Source organism: Amycolatopsis lexingtonensis, from assembly GCF_014873755.1.
GTDB lineage: Bacteria > Actinomycetota > Actinomycetes > Mycobacteriales > Pseudonocardiaceae > Amycolatopsis > Amycolatopsis lexingtonensis.
The window spans coordinates 1,950,865-1,964,063 of sequence record NZ_JADBEG010000001.1 but is presented as its reverse complement, the minus strand read 5'-3'; the positions used below and the strand labels follow the sequence as shown (position 1 = coordinate 1,964,063).

Here is a 13,199-nt window from a genome sequence, read left to right as displayed (position 1 = left end):
AGGCGCCGGAAAGGGTCTTGGACGCGACGGCCGGGTGCGGCCGAGAGTGGAGGGCGAACCACCACGACCACGAAGGGTTGGCAATGAAGGTCTTCCTCACCGGCGGCTCCGGGTACGTCGGCCGCGCCACCGTCCGGGCACTCGTGCGGGACGGGCACGAGGTGAGCGCGCTGGCCCGCAGCGACGCCGCGGCGCGGACGCTCACCGAACTGGGCGCGCGGCCGGTCCCGGGCGAGCTGACGGACGCCGGTGTCCTCCGCGAAGCCGCGGCGTCGGCCGGCGGCGTCATCCACCTCGGCCAGCACTACGGCGACGACACCGCCGACGTCGACCGCGCGGCCGCGGACGCGCTGCAGGACGGCCTCGGCGACCGCGGGCCGTACGTGCACACCGGCGGCGTCTGGGTCTACGGGAACACCGCGGGCGTCGTGGACGAAGACGCACCCCAGTCCCCGCCGGCGATCACGGCGTGGCGCCGCGCCAACGAGGATCGCGTCCTGTCCCGCGGCGGCCACCCGGTGCTGGTGATGCCCGGACTCGTCTATGGCCTCGGCGGCGGGCTCGTCGAGGCGTTCTTCGCCGGCCCTGGCCGCGCGGCGGGCGCCGTCCCCGTGATCGGCGACGGCGCCAACCACTGGGCCCTCGTGCACGTCGAGGACATCGCCGAGCTGTACGTACTCGCCCTGCGCGCGCCCGCGAAATCGGTGTACGCGGGCGTGAGCGAGAACGTGCCGGTGCGGGACGTCGTCGAAGCCCTTACCCACGCCGCCGGGTGCCCGGGCCGCGTCAGCACGCTGTCGCTCGAGGAGGCGGTGGACCGGATGGGACCGATCGCCGAGGCGTTCGCGCTGGACCAGCGGCTGACGTCGGCCCGCGCGCGACGCGAACTCGGCTGGGCGCCGCGGCACCTCGACGCGGTGGCGGAGCTGCGGGGGTAAGGGCCGCGCCCGGCCGGACTGCGTGTTCACCCGATGCGGACGCGGGCGCCTCAGCACGATCGTGAACTCCATCGTCCGACGGAAGGAACGCCATGCGAGGCGACTGGATCTACGACTGGGCCATGGTGGAGCTGGAGTACCGGGCCGGTCCCGCGCCGGTGGTGGCGACGCCCCGCCGTCCGCCGAAGCTGTGGCAGGGGTTGCGGGCGGCGCTGTTCCCGGCCCGGACGGACCGGCTCCGCGTCGTGGCGGAGCGTTGAGGCGTCACCCGGCGATGAGCTCCGCGAACTCGGCGATCAGCCGGGACCGCCGGGTGGCCACCCAGGCCAGGCACACCTCGTTCGGCGGCAGGTCCTCGACCGGCACGTGCGCGACGTCCGGCCGGGTGTAGTACGCCGACGTCGAGCGCGGCACCACCGCGACCCCGCGCCCGGCGGCGACGTGCTCCAGCTTCTCCTCCACGCTCCGGAACTCCCGCCACGGCGGGGCGGTGCCGTCGCGCAGTTCGACCGCGATGTCGCGCCACTCCGGGACCGCATCCGGATCGTTCAGCAGATGTTCCTCGGCCAGGTCGGCGACGCGCACCGACTCCTTGCCCGCCAGCCGGTGGTCGGTCCGCACCACCGCGACCCGCGGCTCGGTGAACAGCGGCCGGACGCTCAGCCCGCGCCGGTCCACCGGAAGGCGGATCACGCTGACGTCGGCGCGGCCGTCGTGGAGCACCTCGGTCTGGTCCTCCCAGGTCGTGCGCAGCAGCTCGACCGCGACCTCGGGGTGGCGGGCCGACAGCGCCTGGACCGCGTCGGTGACCGTGAGCCCCGGCATGAACGCCACGGTGAACGTGCCGCGGGCCGCCGTCGCGACCCGGCGGCGCAGTGCTTCGGCCGAAGCCAGCAGCGGACGCGCGTCCGCCAGGAGCTGCCGGCCCGCCTCGGTGAGCTCGGTGGACCGCTTGTCCCGCCGGAACAACTGTGCCCGCAGCTCCGCCTCAAGCGCGCGGATCTGCCGCGACAGCACCGGCTGCGCGATGTGCAGCCGCGCGGCGGCGCGGCCGAAGTTCAGCTCCTCGGCGACCGCCACGAAGTACCGCAGCTTGCGCAGATCGACGTCCGTCACGCGTGCGTCTCGAGGAACTTGAGCAAGTGCGGGTTCACCGCCGCGGCGTGGGTGAAGCTGAGGAAGTGGGCGCCGCCTTCGACGACGACCAGCGGCTCGGCCGCCGGCAGCGCGTCCGCCAGCTCGGCCGCCCGCTCGACCGGGTAGGCGAGGTCCGCCGAGCCGTGCAGGACCAGCGCCGGGCACGAGATCTCGCCCGCCCGCGAAAGCACCTCGTCCCGGTCCACGAGCGCGTTCATGGCCGGCGTCAGCTGCGAATGCGGCGCCGAGGACCAGCGCTCCTGCCACTCCGGCGCGTCGAAGTCGCCGAAGCAGATCCGCGCGACGCCGTCGAGCACGTCGGCCGGGGCGCCGCTCGATACCCACGCGTCCAGGACCGCCCGGTAGCCGGCCGCGACGGCGGGGTCCTCCGCGGCCGCCGACGTGCCCAGCACCGCGATGGCGCTGATCCGCGCCGGGGCCAGCAGCGCCAGCCGGAGCGCGACGAACCCGCCCTGGCTGGTCCCGACGACCGCCGCGCGCTCGATGCCGAGGTGGTCGAGCACGCCCAGGACGTCCCGGGCGACGTCCCAGTAGTCGAACGGGCCGTCGGCGGGGGTGCCGCCGTGCCCGCGCTCGTCGACCGTGACGCACCGGAAGCCCTCGAACGCCGCGAGCTGCGCGGCGAACATCCGGCCGTCCATCAGGAAGCTGTGCAGCAGCACGACCACCGGGCCGTCGCCACCGTGGTCGGTGTAGGCCACTTCCCGCCCGCCGATGATCGTCATCGCGCCTCCGGATCTACTCGACGTCCCCCGGTGTCCGGGTTCCCCGGCAGCCTCTCGCGCGGGGCCGCGCGGTTCAAGTCGGCCGGACCGTGACCGACCCGCCCGGCCGCAGGCCGATCGTGCGCTGCCAGGTCCCGGCGCGGACTTCGGTCCGGGTCCCGCCGACGCTGCGGATCACCGCCTCCGTCACCTTCCCGGCGCGCCACGCGAGGTCGACCTCGAACCCGCCGCGCGCGCCGATGCCGGTCACCCGGCCCGAGCCCGCCCACGCCGCGGGCAGTGCGGGCAGCAGTTCCAGCACACCCGGCCGCGAGTACACGAGCATCTCCACCATCGCGGCCGGCGCGCCGAGGTTCGCGTCGATCTGGAAGATCGTGTAGCTGCCCTGGCTGTACATGTCGAAGAAGTTCGGCGCGGTCCCGTTGCCGTTGGCCACCGACGGCCGCAGCACCGTGAGCAGCAGCTGATACGCGCGATCGGCGTCCTTGAGCCGGGCCCAGCACGCCGAGCGCCACGCGGTCGCCCAGCCGTAGCTGTCCATGCCACGCGCGATCAGCAGCGCGCGCACGCCGTCGAGCAAGGCCTTCGGGGCCGTGTCGGCCGCGATCCGGTCGCCGGGGAAGAAGCCGATCAGCGGCGACAGGTGCCGGTGCGTGGTCTCGCCGAGGTTGTCCGGCGACATCCACTCTTCGAGCCAGCCGGTCGTCGGGCTGACCTCCGGCAGGTACAGCTTCCGCTGCAGCCCGGCGATCCGGTCGCCGTACGCGCGGTCCCGCCCGAGCACCGCGACGGCTTCGCGGTAGTGCTCGAACAGGTCCCAGACGATCTCCTGGGAGTAGGTGTTCCCGCGGGTGTCCTGCGGGCCGTGCTCGGGCGACCAGTCGTGGTCGTCGACCAGCACCTCGCGCCCGCCGACCGTCATCGGCAGCAGCCGCGCCTCCCAGAACTCGCACGCGCCCTTGAGCAGCGGGTAGATCCGCGCGAGGTAGGCCTTGTCCTGCGTGAAGGCGTAGTGGTCCCAGAGCGAGTTGCACAGCCAGGCGTTGCCGCCCGGGTGCCACCACCAGCCGGAGCCGCCGTAGATGTTGGTCGAGAACGCGACCGCCCAGCCGCCGATCTTGCCGCTGGTGTTCCGGAACCTGTTGCGCGGGTCGTTGAACAGGCGGTTCGTGCTGTCCGTCCACACGGGAAGCTGCGCTAGGCAGTAATCAGCCAGCGCAGTGAAGCTCCCGGGCAGCGCCGCCCGGTCGGCCAGCCAGTAGTTCATCTGGACGTTGATGTCGGTGTGGTAGTCGCTCATCCAGTCGGGCGTGTTGTTGTTCTGCCACAGCCCTTGCAGGCCCATCGGCAGCCCGTCGCGCGAGCCGGTGATCGTCAGGTAGCGGCCGAACTGCAGGTAGCTCGCTTCCAGCTCCGGGTCCGGGGTGGCCGGGTCGTCGTGGCGGGCCAGCAGCCGCGACCACGTGTCCAGTGCCCGCTTCGCCGGCGGCGACTGGCCGAGGTCGACGCTCATCCGGTCGTAGAGCCGCCGGTAGTCGGCGACGTGGGTGGCCAGCAGCGCGCCTCCCCCGGCGCGCAGGGCCTTCGACGCCTTCTGCTTCGCGAGCGCCAAGGGGTCGAGGGAGGCGTCGAGGAACTTCCGCGCCGCGTCCGGCACGTAGTTCGTGCCGCCGCTCAGGACGATGACCACGCCCCGGCTGCCGCTGAACGTGGTCCCGCCGGCCACCGTGCACGTGTACTTCAGGCCGTTGCCGAAGGTGCCGGTGAACGCCGCCGCGCCGGCCATGGTCTCGCCGCGGGTGGGCTCGAGGGACACCGAGCCGGTGACGGGTCCGCCGCTGAGCCGGATCACCACGACGTCGTCGGGGTGACTGGCGAAGTACTCGCGGCGGTACCGCACGCCCTGGTACCGGTAGGTGATCACGACGACGCCGTTGCTCAGGTCGAGCGTGCGGCGGTAGTCCGTGACGCCGGTGTGCGCCGGCACCGAGATCCGCAGCTTCGCCAGCAGGCCGAGCGTGCCGAACTTCTCGCGCTCGTAGGGGAACTGGCCGTCGTCTTCGAGGACGTCGTTGGCGCCGCCGGTCCACAGCGACGCGTCGGCGAGGTACAGGAAGTCTGCGGCGGGATCACCGCCGACGAGGGCACCGATCCGACCATTGCCGATCGGCAGGCCCTGTTCGATGATCTTGTCCTCGGCCGCGGGTGCCGGGTACCACAGTGTCGTCGCGCGGTCGTCCGGCACGAGGTCGGCGACCTCCGGACGGAGAACGTCCGCGCTGGCAGCGAAAACAGGAACACCACTGAAGGCGAGACCGGCGCCGACCGCGCCACCGAGCTTGAAGAAGGTACGACGAGAGGGAGGGTTCGACATGTCGGATCCGTTCGGCGTTGAAGGCGGGACCGGCGTGCAGCCCGCCAAACATATGACCTATCCGGAACCGAGGTCAAGAATCTTCATAATTAATCCGAATACATCTGTGTGCGCCCGGTCAGGTACTCGCGGAAGGTGATCTCGCCGTCGCGGTGCTCCGGAGCCAGGTGTCCGCCGTCGGCGTAGGCGCGGAACGTCTCCCCCGGCACCGTCAGCGGCACGATCCGCCGGAACCGCCCGCTCGCTTCGCCGACCGCCTGGGCCAGCTCCGTCGCCGTCAGGATCTCCGGGCCGCCGAAGTCGGGCGCCCGGCCCACCGGGTCGTCCTGGACCAGGTCGGTGAGCCGGCGGGCGACGTCCCGGACGTCCACCGGCTGGAACGAGATCCGCGGCACCGGCACCACCGGCAGCCGGGTCGCGCCCGCGAGCAGGGACCGGACCAGGCCGTGGAACTGCGTGGCGCGCTGGATCGTGCAGGGCAGCCCGGACGCGGCGAGGAGCTGCTCGGTCTCGTGCTTGGCCTGGTAGTAGCCCAGGGGCACGCGGTCGACGCCGACGATCGAGACGTACACCAGGTGCGGCCCGCCGGCCCAGCGTGCCGCCTCGATCAGCGTCCGCGCCAGGGTAGTCTCGTGCAGGAAGTCGGTGGCGCAGTGGACGACCGCGTCCACCCCGGCCACGGCGCTGTCGACGCCGCGCCCGCTCCGCAGGTCGCCCCGGACGACGTCGGGGCCGGCCCGGCGGCTCAGCACGCGGACCTCCTCCCCCGCCGCCCGCAGGCGCGCCACGACCGCCGAGCCGAGCTGCCCGGTGCCGCCGGTGACCAGGATCCGCACGTCGACCACCTCCGGCGTCATCCTGGCACGGCGGTGCCCGCCGGGAAACGGTTTCCCGGCGGGCACCTGCGCACTCCGACCAGTTCTAGTTGCGGATGATGGTGAACGTGGTCGTCTTGTTGCGGATGTCCTCGTCGTTGTCGCTCAGCGTCAGCCCGGTGAAGGTCGCCGAGCCGACGGCCGGGCCCTGGCCCGGTTCCGGCAGCTCGTTGGCCCAGATGCCGATCCCGGACTTGGCGTCGAAGGCGTCCCCGCTGCGGTGCGCGCCGGTGATCGACACGTTCGTCAGCACGGTGTCCTCGACCGGGTGCTCCGGACCGCCGTTGTACTTGGTCTGGAACATGATGCCGCTGTAGGTCGGGCTCTGGATGTCCACATCGGACACCCGGATCCCGCGGAACTCCTTGGACGCGGAGAACAGCCAGATCGCCGGGAAGGTCTGCTGGCCCCAGAAGTGGCCGCCGTCCCGGACGAGCGAGGCGTTCTGGACCGTCGTCTGCTGCGGCCCGAACCCGAGGAAGGGGTAGCCGAAGTCGAGCGAGCTGATCGTGATCGCCGAGTACGTCAGCGTGTCCGCGATGTAGAGGTTCCGGAAGGTGTTGTTGTACCCGCCGTAGACCGCCAGCCCGGCCGCGCGCCACGGGGTGAGCGAGGTCAGGTTCTCGAACACGTTGTCGTACTGGTTGCCCGGGTTGAGGTCCGTGGCGGCGAACAGCGCGAAGCTGTCGTCGCCGGTGGACCGGGCTTCGATGTTGGTGACGTGGTTGCCGGTGCTCCCGTTCGTGAGGTTGACGCCGTCGGCGAAGGTGTCGCGGATCCGGGAGTTCTTGATCGTGGTGTTGTCCACGTTGGTGCCCCAGACCATGACCACCTGGTGCTCCACCCAGATGTCGTCGATCGTCAGGTTGGCGACGTTGGTCAGGTTGAACACCTTGCCGGGGCCGTCGATGCGGGAGGTGTAGTTGCCGAACACCGCGAACCCGCTGAACGTCGAGCCGTTCGCGCTCGCCTGCACGTCGATGCCTATGTCGGTGTTCTCCTGGCCCGAAGGCGCGGAGAACTTCGTGAACCACGGCCCGGCGCCGGTGACCGTGACGGCCTTTCCGTAGACGTTCAGCTTGCTCGACAGCGTGTAACTCCCCGCCGGCAGGTAGACGCCGGTGAGCGTCGAGTCCTGGCGGACCTTGTCCAGCGTGTTCTGCACGTCCTGCTGCGTGAACCCGGCGGGTACCGCGAAGTGCGCCGGGTCCGGGTTCGCGACCGCGGTGGCCTGCTCGAAGTTCACGAAGTCGATCGCGTAGTTCGTGCTGTTGGCCGCGTCCTTCTGCAGCTTGATCCGGTGCCCGGCGGGCACGGTGGTGCCGAGCATCATGCTGGCCTCGTCGTAGATGTGGCGCGGCCCGGCACCCGGCGAGTTGCCCGGGCCGGTTTCGGCGCCGTAGAGCCACGCGTAGTGCGAGGTCAGGTCGATGGCCTTGAGGAACGTGCCGTCGACGTAGACGTTCAGCGTCGAGTTCTGCCCGCCGCCGCCCGCCGAGTCCGGGATGGAGAACCGCGTGACGAGGGTGTTGGTGGAGGCGCGGGTGGTGAACTCCACCGATGCGCCGGTCGAGTTCAGCGTGACGGCCTTGCGGCCCGACGCCTCGCCCGCGAGGTCGCCGATGGTCCGGTTCGGGCCCACGACGGACGCGCCGCCCGCGACGACGCCGTCCTCGGCCTCGTACATGTCGTAGGGCATGTTCGCGCCCCGGCCGGCGAACAACGACTGCGTGCTGGTGTTGTTCGCCTGCTTGACCGGCAGCTCGTTGGCGTCGTTCGCGACGACGGTCTTCACCGTGTACCGGCCGTTGGCGGCGGTCCAGGTGCCGACGGCGACCGGGCTCGCGGTGGCCCCGGCGGCGATCGCGCCGGTGTAGCTGCCGGTGAGCGTCTTCACCACGGTGCCGTTCTGGTCCGTGATCGTCACCGTGACGCCGTGGGCGCCGCCCGCGCTCGCCACGGTTCCCTGGTTGCGCAGGGTCGTGCTGAAGGTGACGGTGTTGCCCGCGGACGGGTTGTTCGGCGACCACGCCGTGGCCGCGACGAGGTCGGAGCTCTGCACCGGGCTGACGACCAGGGCCGTCGAGCTCGTGTAGGAGTTGTTGGCCTCGTTCTGCTCGATGACGGCGTTGGCCTCGTCGACCTTCGCGGTCAGCTGGTAGCTGCCCGCGTCCCGGGTGCCGATGTTCGCCGACACCGTCGCCGAAGCCCCGGCCGCGAGCGCGCCGACGTTGGCGGTACCGACCTTGGTGGTGCCCAGGTAGAGGTTGACGTTCGTCGCGCCCGAAGCGGCCGTCCCGGCGTTGCGGACGGTCGCCGACGCGGTGATCGCGTCGGTTTCGACGGGGTTCTGCGGCGACCAGGACACGCCGGAGACCGTCAGGTCCGGGTTCGGCGCGGGGACACCGAAGACCTGGAACTCCGCGGCCTGCCCGCCGCCGGCGCCGGAGTTCGCGGTGACGCGCAGGCGGACGTCGGCGGCCCGGCCGCTGAGCGGGATGGTGACGGTGTTGCCGGTGGCCGGGTCGAAGCCGTAAGTCTGCGCGGCGGCCAGCGTGGTGAACGCGGTCGCACTCTGCTCACGGCCTTCGACGGCGATCGTCTGCGTGCGCGGGCCCCAGGCCGGGTCCGGGTTGAGCTTGACAACGACCTGGTCGAGGTCGGCGTTCGAGCCGAGCGCGACGGTCAGCAGGTTCGGGTAGGTCCCGCCGCCGCCCTCCCAGTACGTGCTGGTCGAGTTGTCGTTGGCGTTCGCCGCGACGAAGGTGAACTCCGTCGACGACGCCGTGATCGGCTTGCCCACCGCGAGGTTCGTCCCGGCCTGGGTGCCGGTGCGGGTGACCGTGTTGCTGTTGCCCGACTGGTTGCCCGCGGCGTCCTTGGCACGGACGTAGTACGAGACGGTGGTGCCGTCGGGCTGGGTGTCGGTGTAGGTCAGGGCGTTCCCGGCGACGCTGCCGCGCAGCTGGTTGTTGGCGTAGACGTCGTAGCCGGCGACGCCGGTGTTGTCGGTCGAGGCCGACCAGGTGAGCCGGATCTGCCCGCTCGCGGGCTGCGTGTAGGCGAGGTTGCCGGGCGCGGACGGCGGCTGCGTGTCCCCGCCGGCCGGGCCGTGCACCTCGAACTCGGACAGCTGCGCGGCGGGCCAGCCGGTGTTGGCGGTGACGTTCAGCCGGACGTACCGGGTGGTCGCCGTGACGTCGACGGTGACGGTGTTGCCGGTGGCGGGGTCGAACCGGTAGCCGGCGGAGGGTTTGAGGTCGCTGAACCCGGAGCCGTCGGTGCTGCCTTGCACGCTGAGGGTCTCTGTACGGGTTTCCCAGTTCGACGGCAGCTTGAGCACCAGTTGCGCGATGTTCGTGGCCGTGCCGAGGTCGGCCTGGACCCACTGCGGGAACTGGTTGTTGGTGCTCTCCCAGTAGGAGGCCTGGTTGCCGTCGCCGACGTTCGAGACGGGGTAGCCGGCGAGCTGGCTGCTCGCGGTGTAGGTCGCGGCGGCCGCCTGCGCGGCCGGCTGGACGGCTTGAGTGGCGGCCGTGGCGCCGCTCGCGGCCACGGCGGGTGCGGCGAGGAGGAGGGACAGGGCGGCGTAGGTCGCCGCGCGCGACAGGAGTCGCTTCGTTCTCATGGGGTTCCTCGGATCCGGGGAGGAGGGGAGACGCGTCGGGACGGCACAACCAGGGAACGGGCACGCGCGGACGGAGTCCGGCGGCGCACGGCAGCACGTCATGTGCACCTCTTCGTCGAGGCCTTCCTGACGACTGCTCCGATTTCTCGTGCTGTTGTCAGGTTCTTGCACTGATTCGTTCAAGAGTTACCGTGACGGGGGTCTCAAGTCAACGCCCGGGCAGCAAAAAGGCCTCCTCGCGAGGGATGCGAGGAGGCCTTTTTGCTGACTTACGAGCGCACGGCCCCCAGCCGGATGGCGTGGGTGCCCGGCGCGTTGGCCGGCTCCCCGCAGTGGGCGCAGACGGTGACCGCCAGCAGCTCTTCACCGCAGGCGTGACGCCAGAGGGTGGGCGGTTCGCCCTGGTGGACGTACTTGTCACCCCAGGCCATCAGCCCGAGCAGAATCGGCTGCAGCGCCCTCCCGGCTTCGGTGGGGTAGTACTCATGCCGCGGCGGGTGAGCCTCGTATTGGACCTTCTCGAGCACGCCCGCCTCGACGAGCTTGAGCAGCCGAGCCGCGAGGATGTCCCGGCTCGCGCCGGTGTTCTCGGCGATCTGGTTGAACCGCCGGTTCCCGAGCATGATCTCGCGCAACGCCAGGAGGCTCCACCGTTCGCCGACGACCTCGAGGGCCTCCGCGACCGAGCACTCGCGACCACGCCGGACCATGCCACCTCCATCGGGTTGAAAATCCAACCTAGCACTTTGGTCGTGTGGCGTGGCGGGGGTCGCCCAGTGAGGCGGGTCGACCAGAGGTCGCGAATGAGTCATTCGCGACCACCAGCGTCCCCAATGAGTCATTCGCGACCCCGCCACCAAACAACCACCCCATGTGACCTCGCGAACAGCTGAGTTGTGTAATCCAACCCACCCGACGTATACCGAACACATCCCCGATCTGCGAGGAGGCAGACGCCATGACGGACGCGGTGATCGTCGACGCGGTACGGACCCCCATCGGCAAGGGCAAGCCGAACGGAACGCTCGCCGGGGTGCACCCGGTCGACCTGCATGCCCACGTCTTGCGCGAGCTCGTCCAGCGCACCGGCATCGACCCGGCCCGGGTCGACGACGTCATCAGCGGCGCCGTCGGGCAGATCGGCGAGCAGAGCATGAACACGGCACGGTGGGCCGCGCTCGCCGCGGGGCTGCCGGAGTCGGTGCCCGCCGTGACCGTGGACCGGCAGTGCGGGAGCAGCCAGCAGGCCGTTCACTTCGCCGCGCAGGGGGTCATCGCCGGCGCGTACGACGTCGTGATCGCCTCCGGTGTCGAGTCGATGAGCCGGGTGCCGATGGGCAGCCAGGTCGCCGGGCGGGACCCGTTCGGTCCGCAGGTCGCCGCGCGCTATCCCGACGGGCTGGTGCCGCAGGGCATCAGCGCGGAGCTCATCGCCGCGAAGTGGGGCTTCAGCCGGGCGCAGCTGGACGAGTTCTCCGCCGGGAGTCACCAGCGGGCCGCGAAGGCGTGGGCGGACGGGAAGTTCGCCGGCGAGGTCGCGCCGCTCAAGGCGCCCGGGCCCGACGGTGTGCTCGTCGACGTCACGACCGACGAGACCGTGCGGTCGGGCACCACGCCGGAGATCCTCGCCGGGCTCAAGCCCGCCTTCCGCGCCGACGTCTGGGAGCAGCGGTTCCCGCAGCTCGGCTGGCACGTCACCGCGGGCAACTCCTCGCCGATCAACGACGGGGCCGCCGCACTGATGATCACCAGCTCCGAAACGGCGAAGGCGCTCGGGCTGCGGCCACGCGCCCGGCTCCACAGCTTCGCCGTCACCGGTGACGACCCGCTCCTCATGCTGACCGGCATCATCCCGGCCACCCGCAAGGTGCTCGACCGGGCCGGGCTGAGCGTGGCCGACATCGACGCGTTCGAGGTCAACGAGGCGTTCGCGAGCGTCGTGCTGGCCTGGCAGCACGAGATCGGCGCGGACCCGGCGAAGGTCAACGTCCACGGCGGCGCCATCGCGATCGGGCACCCGCTCGGCGGCAGCGGCGCCCGGCTGATGACGACGCTGCTGTCGGTGCTGGAGCAGACCGGTGGCCGCTACGGCCTGCAGACGATGTGCGAGGCGGGCGGCCTCGCCAACGCGACCATCGTCGAACGCCTGGACTGACGCGCCAGGTACGCCCGCAGCGCCGCCACGGCTCTCCCGGGATCCGCGGCGGCGACCGGGAACACCTCGTCGTAGCCGAGGGCGAGCAGTTCCGCGCGCGTGTTCCGCACGCGGCCGCCGAGCACCACGGGCAGCCCGCGCAGCCCGGGGTCGGCGCGCACGCGGCGGAGCACGTCCGCACCCGAACCGCCGAGCACAGTGGACAGCACCAGGCAGTCCGGCCGCGCGCGGCGGCACGTCCGCAGCACCTCGGCCGCCACGAGCACCTCGTGGCCTTCGCGTTCGAGGACCACCTGCAACGCGAGCAGGCTCCACGCGCCCGCGTCCACACCCGACAGCACGACCTTCACCCCGGGCAGAGCCGCGGACCCGCCCGGAAAATACGTCAGTCCGGGTCGGGTGGTTCCTCCACGCCGTCGCGGTCGGCCCACTCCAGCAGCGGTTCCAGCGAGAAGACGGCCTTGTCGATGTCCGCGTGGAGGTCGCCCAGTTCGGCGAAGCGGGCCGGGACGGTCGCGATCGTGCAGTCGCCCGGCTCGACGTCGTCGATCTCGTCCCAGCGGATCGGCGTCGACACCGTGCCTTCGGGGTTGCCGCGCACCGAATACGCGCTGGCGATCGTGTGGTCGCGGGCGTTCTGGTTGTAGTCGACGAACAGCGTCCGCGGGTCGCGGTCCTTGCGCCACCAGGTCGTGGTGACGTCGTCAGGTGCGCGCCGCTCGACCTCACGGGCGAAGGCGAGCGCCGCCCGGCGGACGTCGGTGAAGCCCCAGCGGGGTTCGATCCGGACGTAGACGTGCAGGCCGCGGCCTCCGGAGGTCTTCGGCCAGCCGACCGCGCCGAGCTCGTCGAGGACCTCGTGCGCGACGTGGGCGACCCGGCGGACGCGGTCGAAGCCGCAGTCGGGCATCGGGTCGAGGTCGATGCGCCACTCGTCCGGCTTCTCGGTGTCGGCGCGCCGCGAGTTCCACGGGTGGAACTCCACTGTGGACATCTGCACCGCCCAGGCGACGTGCGCCAGCTCGGTGACGCACAGTTCGTCGGCGTGCCGGTTGTAGCGCGGGAACGTGACCCGGACGGTTTCCAGCCACGGCGGCGCGCCGTTAGGCACGCGCTTCTGGTGCACCTTCTCCCCCGCCACGCCGGACGGGAACCGGTGCAGCATGCACGGCCGCTCGCGCAGCGCGTTGACGATGCCGTCGCCCACCGAGAGGTAGTAGTTGACCAGGTCGAGCTTCGTCTCGCCGCGGGCCGGGAAGTAGACCCGGTCCGGGTTGGAGATCCGCACGGTCCGGTGCCCGACTTCGAGCTCCACCGCCGCCGACTTCTGCGCCATGGTCCCGAAG

General features: G+C 71.5%; 11 protein-coding genes. 3 read left to right on the top strand and 8 right to left on the bottom strand.

The genetic code is table 11. The annotated features are described in order from the left end of the window. Positions 1 to 83 precede the first annotated feature (83 nt). Both H4696_RS09165 and H4696_RS09160 read left to right on the top strand, forming a co-directional pair. On the top strand, positions 84 to 938 hold the full coding sequence (locus H4696_RS09165) for an NAD-dependent epimerase/dehydratase family protein (RefSeq protein ID WP_086864943.1): 855 nt from the start codon (positions 84 to 86) through the stop codon (positions 936 to 938). Between the two features lie 92 nt (positions 939 to 1,030). Beyond that, a complete protein-coding gene (locus H4696_RS09160) occupies positions 1,031 to 1,198 on the top strand; it encodes a hypothetical protein (protein WP_169735198.1) in 168 nt (55 codons plus the stop codon). A gap of 4 nt (positions 1,199 to 1,202) precedes the next feature. Here H4696_RS09160 and H4696_RS09155 read toward each other — a convergent pair whose 3' ends face one another. From H4696_RS09155 to H4696_RS09130, 6 genes are all read right to left on the bottom strand, one after another. After that, a complete protein-coding gene (locus H4696_RS09155; protein WP_086864942.1) occupies positions 1,203 to 2,054 on the bottom strand; it encodes a LysR family transcriptional regulator in 852 nt (283 codons plus the stop codon). After that, the gene (locus H4696_RS09150) at positions 2,051 to 2,821 is read right to left on the bottom strand and encodes an alpha/beta fold hydrolase (RefSeq protein ID WP_086864941.1); all 771 of its coding nucleotides are present in this window, start codon (positions 2,819 to 2,821) and stop codon (positions 2,051 to 2,053) included. Before H4696_RS09150 ends, H4696_RS09155 begins: the two co-directional genes overlap by 4 nt. 73 nt (positions 2,822 to 2,894) lie before the next feature. After that, on the bottom strand, positions 2,895 to 5,195 hold the full coding sequence (locus tag H4696_RS09145) for a glycosyl hydrolase family 95 catalytic domain-containing protein (RefSeq protein WP_086864940.1): 2,301 nt from the start codon (positions 5,193 to 5,195) through the stop codon (positions 2,895 to 2,897). An 89-nt stretch (positions 5,196 to 5,284) separates the two neighbouring features. Further along, positions 5,285 to 6,052: an SDR family oxidoreductase gene (locus H4696_RS09140; protein WP_225955633.1), complete on the bottom strand. Its 768-nt coding sequence runs from the start codon at positions 6,050 to 6,052 to the stop codon at positions 5,285 to 5,287. Between the two features lie 64 nt (positions 6,053 to 6,116). After that, positions 6,117 to 9,698, bottom strand: coding sequence for a discoidin domain-containing protein (locus H4696_RS09135; protein ID WP_192782189.1), 3,582 nt, complete (start codon positions 9,696 to 9,698; stop codon positions 6,117 to 6,119). Positions 9,699 to 9,967: 269 nt separating this feature from the next. Beyond that, on the bottom strand, positions 9,968 to 10,408 hold the full coding sequence (locus H4696_RS09130) for a winged helix-turn-helix transcriptional regulator (protein WP_086859071.1): 441 nt from the start codon (positions 10,406 to 10,408) through the stop codon (positions 9,968 to 9,970). A 248-nt stretch (positions 10,409 to 10,656) separates the two neighbouring features. Here H4696_RS09130 and H4696_RS09125 point away from each other — a divergent pair, with 248 nt between their 5' ends. Further along, the gene (locus tag H4696_RS09125) at positions 10,657 to 11,853 is read left to right on the top strand and encodes a thiolase family protein (RefSeq protein ID WP_086859072.1); all 1,197 of its coding nucleotides are present in this window, start codon (positions 10,657 to 10,659) and stop codon (positions 11,851 to 11,853) included. Here the strand turns inward: H4696_RS09125 and H4696_RS09120 are convergent. Both H4696_RS09120 and ligD read right to left on the bottom strand, forming a co-directional pair. Next, complete coding sequence (locus H4696_RS09120) at positions 11,784 to 12,194, bottom strand: response regulator (RefSeq protein WP_192782188.1); 411 nt, start codon at positions 12,192 to 12,194, stop codon at positions 11,784 to 11,786. The genes H4696_RS09125 and H4696_RS09120 overlap by 70 nt on opposite strands. Positions 12,195 to 12,238: 44 nt before the next feature. After that, positions 12,239 to 13,189 carry a non-homologous end-joining DNA ligase gene (gene ligD / locus H4696_RS09115; protein WP_086859074.1) on the bottom strand — a complete coding sequence of 317 codons (951 nt, stop codon included), beginning with the start codon at positions 13,187 to 13,189 and terminating at the stop codon, positions 12,239 to 12,241. Positions 13,190 to 13,199: the final 10 nt, after the last annotated feature.

Bases quoted from the DNA above. Each gene is read 5' to 3' on its own strand.
- H4696_RS09160 (WP_169735198.1), top strand. From the start codon at position 1,031: ATGCGAGGCGACTGGATCTACGACTGGGCCATGGTGGAGCTGGAGTAC.
- H4696_RS09150 (WP_086864941.1), bottom strand. From the start codon at position 2,821: ATGACGATCATCGGCGGGCGGGAAGTGGCCTACACCGACCACGGTGGC.
- H4696_RS09140 (WP_225955633.1), bottom strand. From the start codon at position 6,052: ATGACGCCGGAGGTGGTCGACGTGCGGATCCTGGTCACCGGCGGCACC.
- H4696_RS09145 (WP_086864940.1), bottom strand. From the start codon at position 5,195: ATGTCGAACCCTCCCTCTCGTCGTACCTTCTTCAAGCTCGGTGGCGCG.
- H4696_RS09125 (WP_086859072.1), top strand. From the start codon at position 10,657: ATGACGGACGCGGTGATCGTCGACGCGGTACGGACCCCCATCGGCAAG.
- H4696_RS09165 (WP_086864943.1), top strand. From the start codon at position 84: ATGAAGGTCTTCCTCACCGGCGGCTCCGGGTACGTCGGCCGCGCCACC.
- ligD (WP_086859074.1), bottom strand. From the start codon at position 13,189: ATGGCGCAGAAGTCGGCGGCGGTGGAGCTCGAAGTCGGGCACCGGACC.
- H4696_RS09130 (WP_086859071.1), bottom strand. From the start codon at position 10,408: ATGGTCCGGCGTGGTCGCGAGTGCTCGGTCGCGGAGGCCCTCGAGGTC.
- H4696_RS09135 (WP_192782189.1), bottom strand. From the start codon at position 9,698: ATGAGAACGAAGCGACTCCTGTCGCGCGCGGCGACCTACGCCGCCCTG.